At 59.4% G+C, this 19,110-nt stretch carries 12 protein-coding genes, 1 tRNA gene and 1 pseudogene; 4 read left to right on the top strand and 10 right to left on the bottom strand.

Annotation, left to right across the window (positions count from 1 at the left end; all coding sequences use genetic code 11):
* Window positions 1-28: 28 nt before the first annotated feature.
* Window positions 29-1,039: an aspartate-semialdehyde dehydrogenase gene (locus H6B30_RS02090; RefSeq protein ID WP_205107400.1), complete on the bottom strand. Its 1,011-nt coding sequence runs from the start codon at window positions 1,037-1,039 to the stop codon at window positions 29-31.
* A 183-nt stretch (window positions 1,040-1,222) separates the two neighbouring features.
* On the opposite strand from H6B30_RS02090, the gene H6B30_RS02095 reads away from it, so the two are divergent.
* From H6B30_RS02095 to H6B30_RS02105, 3 genes are read left to right on the top strand one after another with little or no spacing between them, the layout of a single operon-like run.
* The gene (locus tag H6B30_RS02095; RefSeq protein ID WP_205107402.1) at window positions 1,223-3,370 is read left to right on the top strand and encodes a cation:proton antiporter; all 2,148 of its coding nucleotides are present in this window, start codon (window positions 1,223-1,225) and stop codon (window positions 3,368-3,370) included.
* A 16-nt stretch (window positions 3,371-3,386) separates the two neighbouring features.
* Window positions 3,387-4,100 carry an ABC transporter ATP-binding protein gene (locus tag H6B30_RS02100; protein WP_205107404.1) on the top strand — a complete coding sequence of 238 codons (714 nt, stop codon included), beginning with the start codon at window positions 3,387-3,389 and terminating at the stop codon, window positions 4,098-4,100.
* Complete coding sequence (locus tag H6B30_RS02105; protein WP_205107405.1) at window positions 4,097-4,933, top strand: CvfB family protein; 837 nt, start codon at window positions 4,097-4,099, stop codon at window positions 4,931-4,933. The genes H6B30_RS02100 and H6B30_RS02105 overlap by 4 nt, the downstream gene beginning before the upstream one ends.
* A 416-nt stretch (window positions 4,934-5,349) precedes the next feature.
* Here the strand turns inward: H6B30_RS02105 and H6B30_RS02110 are convergent.
* From H6B30_RS02110 to H6B30_RS02150, 9 genes and pseudogenes are all read right to left on the bottom strand, one after another.
* Window positions 5,350-5,424: transfer RNA gene (locus tag H6B30_RS02110), tRNA-Val, on the bottom strand.
* 332 nt (window positions 5,425-5,756) lie between these two features.
* Window positions 5,757-6,911, bottom strand: a complete 1,155-nt coding sequence (locus H6B30_RS02115; RefSeq protein WP_205107407.1) for an OmpA family protein — start codon at window positions 6,909-6,911, stop codon at window positions 5,757-5,759.
* Window positions 6,912-7,619: 708 nt separating this feature from the next.
* Window positions 7,620-9,461: a DNA mismatch repair endonuclease MutL gene (mutL, locus tag H6B30_RS02120; RefSeq protein WP_205107409.1), complete on the bottom strand. Its 1,842-nt coding sequence runs from the start codon at window positions 9,459-9,461 to the stop codon at window positions 7,620-7,622.
* A 163-nt stretch (window positions 9,462-9,624) separates the two neighbouring features.
* Entirely contained in the window at window positions 9,625-9,912 is a 288-nt protein-coding gene (locus H6B30_RS02125) for a hypothetical protein (RefSeq protein WP_205107411.1), read from the bottom strand.
* 329 nt (window positions 9,913-10,241) lie between these two features.
* Window positions 10,242-11,882: pseudogene (locus tag H6B30_RS02130) on the bottom strand (OstA-like protein); the annotation flags it as partial.
* Window positions 11,879-13,267, bottom strand: a complete 1,389-nt coding sequence (locus tag H6B30_RS02135) for a peptidylprolyl isomerase (protein WP_205107414.1) — start codon at window positions 13,265-13,267, stop codon at window positions 11,879-11,881. The gene H6B30_RS02135 and the pseudogene H6B30_RS02130, both read right to left, overlap by 4 nt.
* A gap of 3 nt (window positions 13,268-13,270) precedes the next feature.
* On the bottom strand, window positions 13,271-14,698 hold the full coding sequence (locus H6B30_RS02140) for a peptidylprolyl isomerase (protein WP_205107416.1): 1,428 nt from the start codon (window positions 14,696-14,698) through the stop codon (window positions 13,271-13,273).
* 8 nt (window positions 14,699-14,706) lie between these two features.
* Entirely contained in the window at window positions 14,707-16,194 is a 1,488-nt protein-coding gene (guaB, locus tag H6B30_RS02145) for an IMP dehydrogenase (protein WP_205107418.1), read from the bottom strand.
* Between the two features lie 291 nt (window positions 16,195-16,485).
* On the bottom strand, window positions 16,486-16,758 hold the full coding sequence (locus tag H6B30_RS02150; protein WP_205107420.1) for a transcriptional regulator: 273 nt from the start codon (window positions 16,756-16,758) through the stop codon (window positions 16,486-16,488).
* Between the two features lie 1,640 nt (window positions 16,759-18,398).
* Between H6B30_RS02150 and H6B30_RS02155 the strand changes: the two genes are divergently transcribed.
* Window positions 18,399-19,013: a sugar O-acetyltransferase gene (locus tag H6B30_RS02155; protein ID WP_205107422.1), complete on the top strand. Its 615-nt coding sequence runs from the start codon at window positions 18,399-18,401 to the stop codon at window positions 19,011-19,013.
* Window positions 19,014-19,110: the final 97 nt, after the last annotated feature.

Consider the following 19,110-nt stretch of genomic DNA (forward strand, 5'->3'; position numbering starts at 1 on the left):
CGCCGGCTCTTATATATCAAAAGACCTATTATTTCACGTTGCCCACCTTGACAAGGTATTCGGCTATCTGCACGGCGTTGAGTGCCGCGCCCTTGCGTATCTGGTCGCCCGAGAGCCATAGCGTGAGGCCGCAGTCGTCGGCCAGGTCCTTGCGTATGCGGCCCACGTAGACGTCGTCCTTGCCGGCCGTGTCGAGCGGCATGGGGTAAACGAGGTTGGCGGGGTCGTCCTCGACGGTGACGCCGGGGGCTGCGGCAAGGGCCGCGCGTGCCTCGTCGACCTCGATGGGGCGCTCGGTCTCTATCCACACCGACTCGGAGTGGGCGCGCAACGACGACACGCGTACGCACATGGCCGAGCAACGCACGTCGCTGTGCATTATCTTGCGGGTCTCGTTGAACATCTTCATCTCCTCCTTGGTGTAACCGTTGGGCTGGAACACGTCTATCTGCGGAATGACGTTGTAGGCCAGCTGGTGGGGGAACTTGCTCACGGTGACGGGCTTGCCGTCGATTATCTCGCGGTACTGCTGCTGCAGCTCGGCCATGGCGGCTGCCCCGGCCCCGCTTGCGCTCTGGTAGCTGGCTATGTGGATGCGGCGGATGTGGCTCAGCCTCTCTATTGGCTGGAGCACCACAACCATCATTATGGTGGTGCAGTTGGGGTTGGCAATGATGCCGCGGGGGCGGTTGAGGGCGTCTTCGGCGTTGCACTCGGGCACCACCAGTGGCACGTCGTCGTCCATGCGGAAAGCGCTCGAGTTGTCTATCATCACCGCCCCGTATTTGGTTATGTCGGCGGCAAACTCCTTTGACGTGCCTGCCCCGGCCGAGGTGAAGGCTATGTCGACGCCCTTGAAGTCGTCGTTGTGCTGCAAAAGCCTCACCTCATACTCCTTGCCACGGAACGTATACTTGCTCCCCGCGCTGCGCGACGAGCCGAACAACAGCAGGTCGTCAACGGGGAAATCCCTCTCTGCGAGCACGCGCAGGAACTCCTGCCCTACGGCTCCGCTTACTCCTACAATAGCTACTTTCATGTCTTTACACCTTGATAAATTACCTATTTCGGTTGCAAAATTACAACTTTTAGCCCAAATGCCACTTATTTATGATTTTTTTTTTGCACCTTTGCAGAAGATATGCGGCGCGGGGCAAACAGCCGGCCCGCAACGATGCCTGCAAGCCCGCGCCCTAATTGCTAACGAATACCAACACGACCTATGTCTATCCCCGACATCAACAGTTATCTGCCGGTAACGTCTCCGACCATGTCGTTCTTCATTGTGCTGTGCATAATACTGTTCGCCCCCATCGTGATGGGCAAGTTGCGCATACCGCACATCGTAGGCATGGTGCTGGCTGGAGTGGCCGTAGGCCCCCACGGCTTCAACATACTGGCCGACGACCGCTCGATGGAGCTCTTCGGGCATGTCGGGCTGTACTACATCATGTTCCTGGCCGGCCTGGAAATGAACATGGGCGACTTCAGGAAAAACCGCATACGGACGTTCACCCACGGCATCATGGCCTTCATAATTCCCATGGCCATAGGGTTCGGGCTAAACGTGACGCTGCTGGAATACGGCTTCGCCACATCGGTGCTGCTGGCCAGCATGTATGCATCGCACACACTGATAGCCTATCCCACGGTGCTGCGCTACGGCCTGTCGCACCAGCGCAGCGTGACCATCGCCGTGGGGGCCACCGCCATCACCGACACGCTGACGCTGCTGGTGCTGGCCGTAGTGGGCGGACTGTTCAAGGGCAACATCACCGGCGGCTTCTGGTTTCTGCTCTTGGCAAAGATATCCGTGGTGTTCTTCGTGATATTCTTCTTCTTCCCCCGAATAGCCCGCTTCTTCTTCCGGCGCCACGAAGACAACGTAACGCAGTTCATCTTCGTGCTCGCAATGACGTTCCTCGGCGCATGGATGATGGAGTATATCGGCATGGAGGGGCTGCTCGGCGCCTTCCTCGTGGGCCTGGTGCTCAACCAATATGTGCCCAACGTCTCGCCGCTGATGACCCACCTCGAGTTTGTGGGCAACGCCATCTTCATACCGTATTTCCTCATCGGCGTGGGGATGATGGTCAACGTCAACATACTATTAAGCGGGCTGGGCACGCTACAGGTGGCCACCGTGATGATTGCGGTGGCCCTGGCGAGCAAATGGCTGGCGTCGCTGGCCACGCAGAAGCTGTTTGGCATGAGGGCCGTAGAGCGCGAGATGATTTACGGGCTTAGCAACGCACAGGCCGGGGCCACACTGGCCGCGGTGCTGGTGGGCTACAACTTGCTGCTGCCCGACGGCCAGAGGGTGCTCAACGACGACGTGCTCAACGGCACGATAATACTGATTTTGGTCACATGCGTGTTCAGCTCGTTCACCACCGAGAACGCCGCCAAGCGCATGGTGCTTGAGACACGCGCCACCGCCCCGCAGGAAGACACGGGCGACGACGAGAAGATAATGATACCGGTGAGAGACCCCGCCACGGCCGAAAACCTGGTTTCGATGGCCGTGATGATGCGCAACACCAAGCTAAACAGGGGGCTCGTGGCCCTCAACGTGGTTTACGACGACGCCAACAGGCTGGCCAACCAGGAGCAGGGACGGCGGCTCATGGAACGGATAACCAAGGTGGCGGCCTACTCCGACGTGAGGGTGCAGACGCAGGTGCGCATCGCAACCAACATTACAAACGGCATAAAGCACGCCTTCAAGGAGTTCAACGCCTCGGAGATTGTGCTGGGCATGTATCCGGGCGGCAACCGCCCGCACAAGTACCTGGGCGAACTGGCACAGAGCCTCTATAGCGGCTTGAGCCGGCAAATAATACTGGTGAGGTGCCTCCAGCCCCTCAACACGCTGAGGCGCATTGAGGTGGCAGTGCCCTCGAAGGCCGAATTTGAGCCGGGATTCTACAGGTGGCTCGAACGGCTGGCCCGGCTTGCGTCGAACCTGGAGTGCAGGCTGCAGTTCCACGGGCGCCAGCAAACGATGTCGCTCATCAGCGAATACCTGCAGAACACGCACCCGGGGATAAGGACGCAATACACGCCGATGGGACATTGGAACGAGCTGCCGCAGCTGGCCTCGTCGATAGACGACGACCACCTGTTCGTGGTGGTCACGGCAAGGAAGGGGACGGTGTCGTACAAGGCGGCACTCGAACACCTGCCCGACGAGCTGGCTGCCAACTTCCACGGCAAGAACCTCATGATAGTGTTCCCCGACCAGTATGGCGAGGCTGCCAACATGATGACCTACGCCGCGCCGCAACAGCACGAAGACCGCAGCGCCTATGCCGCGCTGAGGGAATGGATTGACCGCAAGATGAAGCGCAAGGACAAACAAAACGCATAAAACAAGAACCCCATATATGATAGACATAAAAGGCATAACAAAGAGTTTCGGCCCGCTGCAGGTGCTCAAAGGCATCGACTTGCAAATAGGCAAGGGCGAAATAGTGAGCATAGTAGGGCCCAGCGGAGCCGGCAAGACCACGCTGCTGCAGATAATAGGCACGCTCGACAGGCCCGACAGCGGCTCTGTGGCCATCGACGGCATAGACACATCCACGCTCGGCGGCAGCAAGCTGGCCGACTTCCGCAACCGCCACGTGGGCTTCGTCTTCCAGTTCCACCAGCTGCTGCCTGAGTTCACGGCAAAGGAAAACATCATGATACCGGCATACATCGCCGGCACGCAAGCCAAGGAGGCCGAACGCAGGGCAGCCGAGCTGCTCGACTTCATGGGGCTGGCCGACCGCGGAAGCCACAAGCCGGCCGAACTCTCGGGAGGCGAGAAGCAAAGGGTGGCCGTGGCACGCGCTCTGATGAACAACCCCGACGTGATACTGGCCGACGAGCCTTCAGGAAGCCTCGACAGCAAGAACAAGGCCGAGCTGCACCAGCTCTTCTTCGACCTGCGCGACAAGTTCGGGCAGACTTTCGTCATCGTCACACACGACGAGCACCTGGCTTCCATTACAGACAGGACAATAAAAATGAACGACGGGATGCTTGCCGGCGACAACGGCAACAACGGCGCGGAGCAAGGCACCCCAGACGACACTAACACCACAGAACAATGAAAGGAATACGACTGGGAGATTACAACCAACTGAAGGTTGTGAAGAAAGTAGACTTCGGACTTTACCTGGACGGAGGCGACGAAGGAGAGATTCTGTTGCCGTCACGCTACGTGCCGGAAGGAAGCAAGGTGGGCGACGAGCTCACCGTGTTCATCTACCTCGACCAGGAGGAGCGCCCCGTGGCAACCACCGAGCACCCGCTGGCAAAGGTGGGCGACTTCGCCTACCTGCGCGTGGCCTGGGTCAACGAATACGGCGCGTTCCTCGACTGGGGGCTCATGAAAGACATATTCTGCCCGTTCAAGGAGCAGAAGATGAGGATGGTGAAAGACAACTACTACATTGTGTACATAAAGCTCGACGAGGAAAGCTACCGCATCATGGCCACCGCGAAGGTGGAGCGACACTTCGCCCCGCAACCGCCGTCATACCTGCCCGGCGACGACGTCGACCTGATTGTGTGGCAGAAAACCGACCTCGGCTTCAAGGTGATAATAGACAACTGCTACCCGGGACTGGTATACGAGAACCAGGTGTTCCGCCCGCTGCACACCGGAGACCGACTCAGGGGCTACATCAGCTGCATGAGGCCCGACGGGAAAATCGACGTGATGCTGCAGCCCACCGGCCGCCAGCAGACCGAGGAGTTTGCCAACACGCTGCTCAACTACCTGCACGACAACGGAGGCCACTGCAACCTCGGCGACAAGAGCCCGGCCGAACTGATAGCCGACACGTTCAAGGTGAGCAAGAAAACGTTTAAGAAGGCCGTCGGCGACCTCTACCGCCGAAAGCTAATCACGATTGCCGACGACGGCATAACGCTGGTCTGAACAGCGCCGCCTGGGCTTTGACAACGCGGCCGTGGCAACCTTTGCGTTGCCACGGCCGCATTGCATTAAGCCATGGCCCGCGGCAAGTAAAGGCTTTCAGAAGCCAGTTCAGGGGAGTAGCTGACATTCCATTCTTCTTGTTTAGACTGTCCAAATTGTGTGCATAGTACTGAAAACAGGAGCAAGGATTGCAACCGGCTTTTCGGACTGACCCCAATTTGCGGGTGAGCCGTGGCATGCCACACGCCGACATGGCAAGCGGAGCCTACTTATCATACAAACGGAAACTATTATACGGCAATCTCCGGGTTAGTTTTCATGCAAGCGAGACCCACCGGCCGCCACGCTTCCACCTGCCGCCCGAAAGCCCGTAAACGCAAAAGAGACATCAGCCGTGCTGATGTCTCTCACTCGTGTGGGCGCTGAGGGATTCGAACCCCCGACCCTCTGCTTGTAAGGCAGATGCTCTAAACCAGCTGAGCTAAGCGCCCGAGTTGCTTGTCTTAAGCGGTTGCAAAGGTACAAACATTTTTTGTCATGGCCAAATTTTGAGGCGCTTTTTTTCAATCTTACCTTCATTTTTTCATCATCCTGGCCCATCGCCGCCATCACTACAACGCCAAAGCCCCCGCAAAGGGCAACGTGAAACTGGCTGTCAAACACCGATGACGCCACAGCCAAAAAGCCATCAACAGCAAAAACGGCGGGGCGATTCGAGCTAAAAACAATGGCGCCTCGAGCAAAGCAGGGCCATCGAAAGCAAAAAAAGAGGGCCGGCGGGGCATGATGCCCAGCCGGCCCAGTAAATAAAAATTCCTTGTAATTACTTTATTGCAACAGTGGCGCGACGGTTGTAAGAAACCGGAGACAGCGTGTTGACGCCACCGGCAGCAACAACCTCGATGTTGTCGCGGCTTACGCCCATGTTGACGAGCTCGTCGGCAACAGTGTCGGCACGCTTCTGGCTCAGCTTCTTGTTCCAGCTTGCGCTTCCGGTCTTGCTGTCAGCATATCCGGTAACCACAATCTTAGAGTTGTTGGCCTTGGCAACCTCAACGAGGTCCTTGACGTTCTGGAGATCCTTCTTAGAGGCAATCTTAGACTTGCCGATGTTGAAGAACACAGATACGGGAGCTGCAACCACTTCCTTCACCACCTTTGTCTCAGCGGGCTTCTGGTTGGCCAGCATGTCCTTCAGCTTGGCGTTCTCAGACTGAGCGTCGGCCAGCTGTGCGTTGAGGGCGTCGATCTGGCCCTGCGAGAGAGCCTTGAGAGCCTCCACGTCGGGAGTCTTGTCCCACTTAGCCTTGCCCAGGTTGTAGGTGATACCCACTTCCACGTTCAGCATGTTGTCGCGTGTCTTGGGCCATCCTGTAGCTGTCGGGCCGTCTTCGGTGATGCCGTCGAAGTCGGGCTCGAACCAAGCCCACGACAAGTCGAGGTTGATGGCCACCTTGCGGCTCAGGCGGAAGGTGTTGAGGATACCGAGGTTGAGGTCCATTCCGTAACGGTTGTAGCTCATGTTACGGCCGTAACCTGCACCCAGATAGGGGATGAAGTTCCACACACGGGTCTCGTTGTAACCGCAAATCATGTTGCTCAGGTTGAAGAGCACCTGCTCGTTGAGCACCCAATACTTGCTTGCGTTCAGGTCTTTATCGTCGCTGGCAACAGTGCGGCCCCATACGCCGTTGAACTTTGTGCGCAATCCGATGCCCGGAGTAAACCACTTACCTATTGCAACAGAGAATCCGAGATTGTTGCGGAATCCCTTGAACGGGCTCTTTGACAAGCCGTAGCCCATCTCTTCGTTGCTATAGAAAACGCTTCCGGCAAGGTTTGCCTGTACAAACCAGTTGCTCCAGAAGGAGTTCGTGGCAACGCTGTACTTCATTTCAGGTACAGCTGATTCGTTGTCCTGAGCCATTCCGGCTACAGAGACGCTGGCAAAAGCCAGCATAATTAATAACTTTTTCATACCTATACTAATTATACTTAAACAATATATCACACTTAGTAGTATGTGCAAAAGTAAACATTTCTTTTCATTCAGCCAAACAAAACATGCCTTAAAAAACAATTTTTGGGTGAAATATTACTAAATGTCCAATATTATTGCGCAATAATCATCGTAAAATCACGTTTAATCAGTCTACGGCTACAATTAATAACCGCGGGCGGCCGGCACCGCCCGCCAACAAGAAACAAATCATACAAAACCACGTCCCGGCAGCTAAAGCCGCAACCCCTAGCACATTATTAATAATAAGTAGCTGTTCAAAATCAACCGATACAATAGACCTTGCAGGTGTCCTCTATATCTTTGCCACCATCTTGTGTGCTCTTTCGGGCCGCATACCAAATTCTCATCGGTCGCGTAGCCCGCTACGCTCCCTCTTCGGACTTTTGCATGCATCGCCGAAATAGCGCACAATTTGATGGCAATTAATTTTGAACACCTACTTAAAAGGGAAAAGCGCATGCGCCAAAACGGCATGCGGCATGTGCCCCCGCGGGCGCCACAGGTGGCCCGGCCCTCTGCCCACGGCCGGCCCCACGCCCAATCCGGCCATGCTTGATGCGCAAACAGCGCACGAGCAAACCACAGACGGCGTGGGTCCACTGACTGAGGCCCCACACCGTCTCTGCCGTCTATCCCGCCAAGCCCCTTGCGCCTGCGGCGCCGTCAGCCGAGCAGCTGCTCGATCTCTCGCTGCGGCAGTATGCAGATGATGGCCTTACCGTCGGGTGTGTAGTTCACGTTGGAACAGGCAAACAGCTCGTTGACAAGGCTCTCCATGGCCATGTTGTCGAGCACCTGGCCCTCGGGTATGGCCGCAGCCCGCGCCATGCTCATGGCGAGCGACTTGTTCAGCTCGTCGACAGAGCCCGAGCTGCACTCCAGTGCATCGGCCACCATGGTGCGGAGCAGCGCCACGCAGTCGATGCCGTCAAAGCCGGCAGGCACCCCGTTGACGGCATAGCTGTTCTGGCCGAGGGCGGTCAGTTCGAAGCCGATGGCCTCGAGCTCGGGCATCACCTTGTCGAGCACCACGGCGTCTGACGGCGCAAACTGCACCACCTCGGGGAAGAGCACGCGCTGTGTGCCGGCCGCCCGCCCGCCAAACTGAGCCAGGTAGCGCTCGTAGCGTATGCGCAGGTCGGCCCGGTGCTGGTCTATTATCATCAGCCCCGACTTCACGGCGGTCATGATATACCTGCCCTTGTATTGGTAATGCACCGGCGACTTGTCGTCGGCGGCCGGAGCCTCTACGGCAGGGGCGCCCGCGGCATCAGCCGGCTCTTCGGCCATCTCCCCGTCGCCAAACAGGCTGTCGGGCTCGGAAGGCACGTCGGCCTTCACCCCCGAGTACATCTCCTCCCAACTGCCGGGCATCTTCGGCCTTGCCTGGTGCTCGGTCTTGAAGGGGTTGTACGCCGGGTTGAAGTCGACCGACGGCTGCGCGGCCCCGTTGCCCGGGTCGAACACAGGTATGTCGGGGCAGCCCTCGGTGTCGAAATCTATTGTAGGCACCTCGCAGAAGCGCCCTATGGAGTCTTTCACCGCAGCCGTGATGATCTGCCACACAGCCTGTTCGTTCTCAAACTTAATCTCGGTCTTTGTCGGGTGTATGTTCACATCGATGTTTGCCGGGTCCACTTCGATGTAGATGAAATAAGGCACCTGCATGCCCACGGGCACCAGACGGTCGAAAGCGTTCATCACAGCCTTGTGGAAGTATGGGTGCTTCATATACCGTCCGTTGACGAAGAAATACTCATGCACGCCCTTCTTTCGCGCCGACTCCGGCTTGCCCACATAGCCGCGTATGCGGCACAGGGCCGTGTCTACCTCCACCGGCAGCAGGTCTTGGCTTATCCGGCGGCCGAACACGTCGGTTATGCGCTGCCTGAGGCTGCCCGCGCGCAGGTTCATCATTTCCGCCCCATTGCTGTGCAGCGTGAAGCTGATGGCGGGATAGACGAGCACTATGCGCTCATAAGCCGCCACGATGTTGTTTAGCTCGGTGGCATTGGTCTTGAGGAACTTGCGCCGCGCCGGCACGTTGAAGAACAGGTTCTCGACCATGAAGTTGCACCCTACGGGGCAAGCCACCGGCTCCTGGCCCACCACGCGCGAGCCGGAGATAGACAGGTGGGTGCCTATGTCGCGCCCCTCGAGCCGAGTCTTGAGCTCCACCTGCGCCACGGCGGCTATCGACGCGAGCGCCTCGCCCCTGAACCCCATGGTGTGCAGGGCGAACAAGTCGTCGGCCTTGCGTATCTTCGACGTGGCGTGGCGCTCGAACGCCAGGCGCGCGTCGGTCTCCGACATGCCCGTGCCGTTGTCGATTACCTGTATCGACGTGCGCCCGGCGTCGACCACAAGCACGTTGATGGCGGTGGCGCCGGCATCGACGGCGTTCTCAACCAATTCTTTTATCACCGACGCCGGGCGCTGTATCACCTCGCCGGCGGCTATCTGGTTTGCCACGGAGTCGGGCAGCAATTGTATGATGTCACTCATTGATCGTTGGTATTTCAGTTAGCAAACGCCCGCCCGCGCGGCCCCGGCCTCGGGGTGGCCGCAAACGGGGCCACGGGCAATAATCAAAGCATGCCTCCGGGGGCATGGGGCTGCCGCATCGCGGCGGCGGCACACGGGCCGCTCCGCCCGCCACGGCCGCCCGTCAGAGTATGTAGCGCACCAAGGCCAGCAGCACGATGAGCAGGAACACAAGCACTGCCACATGCATCCTGGGGCGGCCGGAGGCCTCGCGCTCGCGGGCCCTGCGCAGGTGGCGCGTGCTGCCCGAGAACACCCCTCTCAAATGCTCCGGCCTGAACTCCTCGGGCGCCTCGATGCCAAGCTCGCGCCGGGCACGCTCCTCGATGGCCCTCAACCGCTCGCGGCGCTCATCATAATATATGTACCTGTGGTTGAAGCCGCGGGGCTTGCGCCTGGAAAACAGGCTCATGCCCCGCCCTCCCCGGCCCCGGCGCCGTCTTCCGGGCGGGTGGCTGCCGCCCCGGCGGCAGTCCCGCCGGCCTTGTCGCCCTCGCGGTTGCCCTCTCCGCCATCGGCCCCTGCGGCCTCGGCCTGGGCCGGTTGCGTCACGGCCGCGGGTGCCACGGCGGCGGCCGCAGAGTCGGCCGGGGCTGCCAAGCCTGCGGAGTCGGCCGGCAAGGCAGGCGCCTTCAGCGTGTCGGCACCGGAGCGGCGCGGCACCGGCGGCGCCGCCAGGGGCGACTTAGGCCTGTCGACAGGTATCGAGTCTGACGCCGACGGCTTGCCCGACAGGTGCTGCAGCGGGGCCTCCTTGCGGGCCACCACCTTGAGCTCGGTGCCCGCCTTCTTGCCCCGCCAGTTGAATATGTCGTCCTTGTTGAGCGGGCGCACGTAGTCAAACCATGCGTAGCTCGGCAGGAAACGCTTGGCCGGGGGTATCTGCGACATGGGGTAAAGGGTGCCTTCGGCCTTCGGCATCCACACCTTCTTCATCTTGCGGTTTTCGAGAAACACCTTCAGCTGGGTGGTCTCGGTATAGTTCAGCCCTATGAGCGAGCTGTCGCTGTCGTCGACGGGGTAATAGACGATGAGCACATTGTCGTTGGCGTCGGCCTCATATATCTCTCCGTTGCGGAAGAAGGCGAACATCTCGTCGGACGACACCTGGTTGTAGTTGGTCGAGTCGGGCAGCTGCTCAACCGAGAGCGCCTGGCCGATGACATGGGCGCGGTTGATGGTAGAGTCTTTCATGTAGACCTTTATCACCTCGCCAAGCAGCTGCTGGCTCTGGTTCCACACTATGGGGTCGCGGTACATCGTAAGGCACGAGTCCTTGCTGTTGTACACCAGCGAGTCGCACACGGCCTGCACGTCTATGCGGTAGGCCCTCACCTTGTTGTATGCGTGTATCTTGCGGTATGCCGAGTCGGTGTCGATGTTGTACGTATATATCTTGAACGTGTCGGCATGCATGTATAGCGAGTCTTTCTGCGAGTAGTCTATGGCCACGGCGCGCTTGGTGGCCATGCCGTAGCCGGTGTTCTCGTTATACCAATAATAGTCGCAGGTCATCATGTTCTTGTTCAGCGAGTCAACGTAGACCACATTGTCGAAAGCCTCGCTCGTGCCCTGCTTGCTGTCGTAGTATACGCTGTCGCCGGTCATCCACTTGCCCTTGTCGCTCATCACCGAGCGTCCGAAGAGCCTGGCCCTGTCGAGGTTGGTGTTGTAATATCCGTCTTCGGTATATATGTGGCTTGCGCCCGATGTGATGTTCGACGGGCCAACGGCATGCGCCACCGACGTGCCCGTGTCGTAGTAAAGCGTGTCGCTGGTCAGGAAAAACTTCTTGTTGCGCAGCTGCACGTCGTAGTTGAACACCGCCTGCTTTGTCTCGGTGTAGTATTCGCCCCAGTCGGAGGTCAGCTCGCTGTCCTTGTCAACGAGCTTTCCGCCCTCGAAGAAGTAGCCCACATTGTACAGCCGGTCGAAGTTCAGGCTGTCGGTGTACAGCGTCGACTTGCGGTGCTTGAGCACGACGTTGTATCGCGCCATGGCCATCTGCTCGTTGCCGTCGTAGAAGGCGTAGTCGCTGAACAGCGACAAGGTGTCGCCCTGGTACATCTTCACGTGGCCGAAAGCCTCGAACGAGTTGGACATCTCATAGAAATGCGCGCTGTCGCAATATAGCGTGGCGCCCTGGTGGCGGAAGGCCACATGGCCGTTCAGTATCTGGGCGTCGGGGTTTTTGTAGCGGTCGTAGTGCAGCACGTCGGCATGTATGAGGTAAACGCGGTTGTCGTCGGCGGCGCCCCTGGCCGCGCGCTGCTTCACGGGCAGCATCGACCGGGCCACACATAGCCCAAACAGGCATAGAACCAAGGCAATGGTGGTTCTATGCCCGCTGAAAAGTTTGGCAGGGAATGGTTTCCTGGTCATTTTATCCAGCCTTGATATTCAAACTTGCAGTCCTTGTACCGGTCGTTGATGCGCACGTAGGTTGTCTTTATCTTGTCTGCCACCCACTCGTGCAGCTTCTCCTCGCGGCGCTTGCCAAGCACAAGGTCCTTCATCACCTGGAAGTCTTCGGTGATGGTGGCCTTGTGGCCGTCGACGCGGTTTTTCAGCTTCACGATGGCGCAAACCGTCTTTCCCCTGTCGTTTATCATGCTGAAAGGTGCCGATATCTCGCCCACCTTCATGGTGTCTACAACCCTTGCCACCTCGGGCGGCAGGTCTTGCATCCTGAATTTCGAGGTGCGCGCCGAGCCCATTATGTTAGACATCAATCCGTGGTTGTTGCGCGTGTCCTTGTCGTCGGAGATGACGGTGGCGCCCTCTTCGAAGGTGAACAAGCCCTTGGTTATGTCCGTGCGTATAGAGTCGAGGCGTGCCAGCGAGCTGCTGACGGCCTTGTCCGAGATGCGCGGCTTGAGCAGTATGTGGCGCACCTTGATCTTGTCGCCGCGCTTGTCGATGAGCTGTATGATGTGGAAGCCAAACTCCGACTCAACGATCTTCGACACCTTCTTGGGGTCGGTCAGGTTGAAGGCCACGTTGGCGAAGGCCGGGTCGAAGGTGGTGCGGCCCGCGTAGTCTATCTCTCCGCCCGAGCGTGCCGACCCCGGGTCTTCCGAGTAGAGCCGCGCCAGGGTAGAGAACGACGTCTCGCCCTTGTTTATCCTGTCGGTAAACGAGCGCAGCTCGTCTTTCACCCTGTTTATCTCTTCCTGCTCGATGCGTGGCGTCTGTGTGATTATTTGCACCTCCACCTCGGTAGGCACAAAGGGTATGCTGTCTTGGGGCATGTCCTTGAAATAGCGCCTCACCTCGCCGGGTGTCACCTTGATGTTCTCCACCAGCTTCTCGCGCATCTTCTGCGTGGTCATCTGGTCGTGTACGATGTCGTGCAGCTCGTTGCGTATCTGGCTGATGCTCTGCTTCTTGTATTCCTCAAGCTTCTCTCTCGAGCCGGCCTGCTGAATCCAGTATTCCACATAGTTGTCCACCTGCCCCTGCACGTCGGCCTCGGTCACCTCGACGCTGTCGATGGCAGCCTGGTGCAGAAACAGCTTCTGCACGGCCAGTTGCTCGGGTATCACGCAGTCGGGGTCGCCGTTCCACCTGGTACCTTCCTGTGCGGCCTGCATGCGCATCGCCTCCACTTCCGACTTCAGTATGGGCTCGTCGCCCACCACCCATATCACCTCGTCCACCACATTGTGTGCGGAAGAGTCGGCGGCGGTCTGGGCTGCAGAGTCGACGCCGGCCATCGAGGCACAGGCCAGCAGCGTGGCGAAACAGAGATTGCCTTTTAGTTTCATCTGCTATTTATGATTGTTTACTGTTTTCAATACGTCTTTGTTTACCTCCACCTTGTACTTCTTGCGCAGCTCGTCCACCCAGTTCTTCTCAAGCAAGTCTTGGTAGTCGGCGGTCACCAGGCCGCGCACGTCGGTATATTCCTCAGGCCCTTTCTTAAGCAGCTTGCCGTAGACGGCGTCGATGGGGAAGTCTTTGGTGGGCGCCACCTTTACGTCTTTCTTGAACACCTCGCGGTCGATGAGCGCGTTGTCTCCTTCCTTGAACACGCCCTTCTCCACGCGGATGCGCAGCACCGAGTCGTTGTTGAACGTTGTGCGCAGGGCCTCGGCCCACTCGCCAAACGGCAGTTTCCTCACGCAGTCCTTCACGGCCTCTACGTCGGCCTTGTCTTTCACGTGGTATGCCATGCCCTTGTATCGCGGTTGGCTCCATGCATACTTCTTCTTGTTTTTCTTGAAGAATGCCTCCAGCCCGAGCGTGTCGGTGGCGGCCTTGTTCCACACCATGCGGTTGCTGATCTCGTAGAGCAGCAGTCCGTCGTGGTATTCGCGTATCAGGTTCTTCAGGGCCGGGTCGGCGGCCATCAGCGAGTCGGCCCTGCGCTCTATCACCTGCTCGCGTGTCAGCGTGCCTGCGGAGCGTGCCACGATGGTGTCTATGCGCGCCAGTGCCAGGTGCTCGCGTATGTTGCGCTGCTCTATGAACTTCATTATGTTGCCGCGCAGCGAGTCGTAGGGCTCGAGCTGCTTGTGGCCCTTCATGAGTATGATGTGGTAGCCGGCGGGCGAGAGGAACGGCTCGCTCATCTCGCCGTCCTTCAGGGCGTAGGCCCTGTCTTCAAACTCCTTCAGCGTCTGGCTCGGCCCAATCCACGGCAGCAGTCCGCCGTTGGCGGCCGAGCCCGGGTCTTGCGACAGGCTCTTGGCCGTCTCGGCGAAGTCGGCGCCGCCCTTGAGGGCCGCGTATATGGAGTCGATGCGCTCCTTCACCTTCTGCCGCTCGGCGTCGGTGGCCTTCTGGCCCACGTATAGGAATATGTGCGCCGGGCGCACCAGCCCCCGCGGGCCTATGGCCCTCTTGGTGTTGTCGTACACCCTGCGCGCCTCGGCCTCGATGTCGGCGTCGCCCACAAACGTTGGCCTTATCTGCTGGTCGCGGTACTGCGCGAACTCGGTCTTGAACGAGGCCATGGTGTCGAGCCTGGCGTCGAGCGCCGCAGCCACCTTGAGCTTGTAGTTTATGAACAGGTCGACATACTCGTCCACCGTCTTCTTGTCAATCACGCCCTCGGCGTTGTTCTTGTTGTATGAATACTCAAACTCCGAACGGGCCACGGGCTGGCCGTTGATGGTCATCACCGTGGGGTCGTCCTGGGCGGTTGCCGCCCCGGCTGCCATGAGCAGGGCGGCAATCATTGCTCCTATCTTCATCGCTTTGGTCAATCGTTAGGTCTCGAATAGTTTGGCGCCTCGCTCGTGATGGCGATGTCGTGGGGATGGCTCTCGAGCACGCCGGCGTTGGTTATCCGGGTGAACTTGGCCTGGTGCAGGCGCTCTATGTCGGCAGCCCCGCAATAGCCCATGCCCGAGCGCAGCCCGCCCACGAGCTGGTAGATCACCTCCTGCACGGTGCCCTTGTAAGGCACGCGGCCGGCGATGCCCTCGGGCACGAGCTTCTTCACGTCTTTCGTGTCGCTCTGGAAGTAGCGGTCCTTCGAGCCGTTCTTCTGCTCCATGGCCTCGAGCGAGCCCATGCCGCGGTAGCTCTTGAACTTGCGCCCGTTGAAGATGATGGTCTCGCCGGGGCTCTCTTCGGTGCCGGCCACGAGCGACCCTATCATCACCGAGCTTCCGCCGGCGGCCAGGGCCTTGACGATGTCGCCCGAATAGCGCAGGCCGCCGTCGGCTATGAGGGGCACGCCCGTGCCCTTAAGGGCGCTGAACACATCGTAGACTGCCGACAGCTGCGGCACGCCCACGCCTGCCACCACGCGCGTGGTGCATATAGAGCCCGGCCCGATGCCCACCTTCACGGCGTCGGCACCATTGTCCACGAGCAGCCGTGCGGCCTCGCCCGTGGCCACGTTGCCCACCACGATGTCTACCTGCGGGAACGACTTCTTGGCCTCGACAAGCTTCTCGACCACATATTTTGAATGGCCGTGGGCCGTGTCTATCACTATGGCGTCGGCACCGGCGTCGACAAGGGCCTGCATGCGGTCGAGCGTGTCGACGGTGACGCCCACGCCGGCGGCCACGCGCAGGCGGCCCTTCTCGTCTTTGCATGCCATGGGCTTGTCCTTGGCCTTGGTTATGTCCTTGTAGGTTATCAGGCCCACAAGGTGGTTGTCTTTGTCTACCACCGGCAGCTTCTCGATCTTGTTCTCCTGCAGTATCTGGGCTGCGGCGGCCAGGTCGGTCTGCATGTGCGTGGTCACGAGGTTGTCTTTCGACATCACGTCGTCCACCTTCTTGTCCAGGTGGCGCTCAAAGCGCAGGTCGCGGTTGGTGACGATGCCCACCAGGTGGTTGTCTTCGTCTACCACGGGTATGCCGCCGATATGGTATTCTGCCATCATGTCGAGAGCGTCCTTGACGGTGGAGCCGCGGCGTATGGTCACGGGGTCGTATATCATTCCGTTCTCTGCACGCTTCACGATTGCCACCTGGCGGGCCTGCTCCTCGATGGTCATGTTCTTGTGGATGACGCCGATGCCGCCCTCACGAGCTATGGCTATGGCCATCTGCGACTCGGTGACGGTGTCCATGGCCGCGGTCACGAATGGCACGTTAAGCTCGATGTTGCGCGAGAACCTTGTTTTCAACTCCACTGTCTTGGGCAGCACGTCTGAATAAGCCGGGATTAAGAGGACGTCGTCAAAAGTCAAGCCGTCCATCACGATTTTATCTGCAATAAATGATGACATATTTGATACTGTATAAAATTATTGCGTGCAAATTTAGCACTTTTTTTTCAGTTAGCCGTTATGGCCGCGCCATTTTCTTCGGCCGTTAACACGATTTAGCCCAAATCTCGCTTCGGCCGACGCGACGGGGGCAAAACCACGCGGCCGGGCTGCCACCGGCCATGCCGACCGCCCCGCGCCCCTCTGCCACGCCGCGCCAAGGCTTAGGCCCTGATGGGCCGTCTGGCCATGCCATACGGGCCGTCTGGCCTGCCGATACGGCCCCGGCGGCCGCATGGCGGGGCGCCCGGCTCAGCCCTTGCGGCTGCGCTTCTTCGGGAAGGGCAGCGCCTCCCACAGCGCCCTGGCCACCCGCACGGCAAGCTCGCCGTGGCCCACGTCGACGATGATGTGCCCGCGGGCCCCGTCGTAGGGGCAGCCGCGCTCGGCGTCGGGCAGGAGCCGGGCCACGGCCGGGAGGTCTTTGGCGTAACAGGTGTCGCCGAACATCTTCCGCCAACTGACGTCGCCGGCAGGCGATATCTGCCTGCACACAAAATCCACAAAATCAATGCTGCTTGCCATATATCCACGCTTTGATGATTATCATTTGCGGCGAGCCGCCCGGCCACTGCCGGCCGCATGCGGCACGCCACCCAACGGCCACAAAGGTACAACAGGGGGAAGGAAAAAACAAGCACGCGGGATGGTTTCTTCGCCCTTACGCCAACAATGGCCCAAGACAGGACAGAGCCTGGCCCACCGAGGGCCACGGCCAACGGGCGGCGCCGACGGCGGCCCACGGCCAGAAGCCCCGCCCATGAGGGGGCCCACGGTACTGCAATTGGCACTGCGGATGGCGCTTGCCGGGCTTAGTGCCAACTGCAAAGGGAAAAAAGCACGACGACATGTGGGTGTATAGTGCCAACTGCAATGTATATTTTTATATATACATTGCAGTTGGCACTAACCCCCGAGTAGTGATAGATTGCAAATGGCATAAAGCGCACTGCAGTGTCATGCCCTGCCACGCCGCGCCACCGGCCGCCGGCGAATGGGCATGCCCGCCAGCAGGAGCCTGGGCGGTGGCGAGCTGCGTCAAGGCGTCAGTCCACCCGACGGCATTCCGGCCGGAGGCCATCGCCCTACCTGTCGGAGTTTTTTTTGACAAACACCAGTAGTTTTGCCCATGGATGCAACAACTGCCATTGCTACTGCCGCCGGCATCTGTTTAGCAGCACGCACGGCAAAATCGGATGCAGGAGCCACGGCAAAACACTGTTCAGCATCACCACACATTGAGCCTGCCGGCGGGTTTCACGGCAAGCGGGCACACGGAGGGTGAGCGGGGCGCACAGTCGCCATGCGGCGGCGCAACTGCCTGTGGACGAGCCACAAAGGACGGCAGCATGGCCTGATGTCGAGCCGCCCATGGCACCGCCCCCACCGGCGCATTGCCACCACGGCCGCCCGGCGCCGGTGGGCGGGCATAGCGGGCCTGCCGTCGGCACGGCACGCTACGGCCGGCATGGCTGGCAAGCCATCATACGGCAATGACGACTTGCCTGCCGAGGCCCTGCCGCGGCATGAAATTATTTTAGTTTTTCATCAGTCTGGCACACCCGATTGAGGAATAAACCTTTAGCGGGGTATTTGAGAAACAGAGGCAACGATTTGGCTGCCGTGCGAATGTCTGCGGTTTGCGGAGCTGTGCTGCCAAGGGGGGGGGATTTTGGAGGCGGGAGGCTGGAGGCGGGAGGCTGGAGACGGGAGACGGGAGTACAGACAATAGTTATGGAAACATGGAATCTATGGGAGCATTGTGAAAGTGGTGCATGAAGATAGTCAATGCCATTGTCCTCTAACTCCTTCTAACTCCCTCTACCTCCCTCTACCCCCCTTATCCACAAAAACTATTGTCTGAACTCCTGTACTCCTGTACTCCTGAACTCCTAAAGAACCAACTCCTGAACTCCTAAAAGTTACAAAAAAATGAAAACAGCCAACTGCGATTGGCCGAATGAAATAAAAAAGCTATCTTTGCAGATGCCTGGCGGCCTATCCCGCTGCCATCGCGCCAGCGGGCCGCGACTGCATGGCCGTGCCCCCGGGCTTCGCCCCACAGCAACGGCGGCCGCTACCGGGCATCAACCCACCACAGAGGCCCGGCGTTGCCGTCAAGGGCAGTGCAGGCACAAGCAATTGTAACGACAAAACCAGACAACATGAAAAGCGAAAAGGAAAAAGCAAGCGAAGGACTGCTATACGACGCTAACTACGACGGGCAGCTGCTGCGCGAAAGGGCCGAGTGTGCCGACATGACCCACGAGCTGAACCAGATGCGCCCGTCGATGGCGGCCGAACGCGAGGCCCTGCTGCGCCGGCTGCTGGGCAGGGCGGGCAAGGCGCTGACCATTCTCTCGCCATTCTTCTGCAACTATGGCTACAACATAAGCATTGGCGACAATTTCTTCATGAACATGAACTGCGTGATACTCGACGGGGCCAAGGTGACATTCGGCGACAACGTGTTTGTTGCCCCCGGATGCGGGTTCTACACCGCCGGCCACCCGCTCGACAGCCAGCGGCGCAACAGCGGACTGGAGTATGCCTTCCCCATAACCGTGGGCAACAACGTGTGGATAGGGGCGCAGGTGTGCGTGCTGCCCGGCGTGACCATAGGCGACAACACGGTGATTGGCGCGGGCAGCGTGGTAACGAGGAGCATCCCGGCCAATGTGCTGGCAGCCGGCAACCCCTGCCGGGTGATCAGGGCGATTACCGAGGCCGACAAGGAGCGGTATACGCAACCGCCAAGGCTGCCGCACGGCGAGGGGTGAGCCGGGGCACGACCCGGGCGCGCCGGACGCCGGGAGCAGGCCCGGGGCAACAGACAAAAAGCGCCGGGGCAAGGCATACGGTGGGTATGCCCTGCCC

The sequence above is a fragment of the Marseilla massiliensis genome (genome assembly GCF_016899955.1).
Taxonomy (GTDB): Bacteria; Bacteroidota; Bacteroidia; order Bacteroidales; family Bacteroidaceae; genus Prevotella; species Prevotella intestinigallinarum.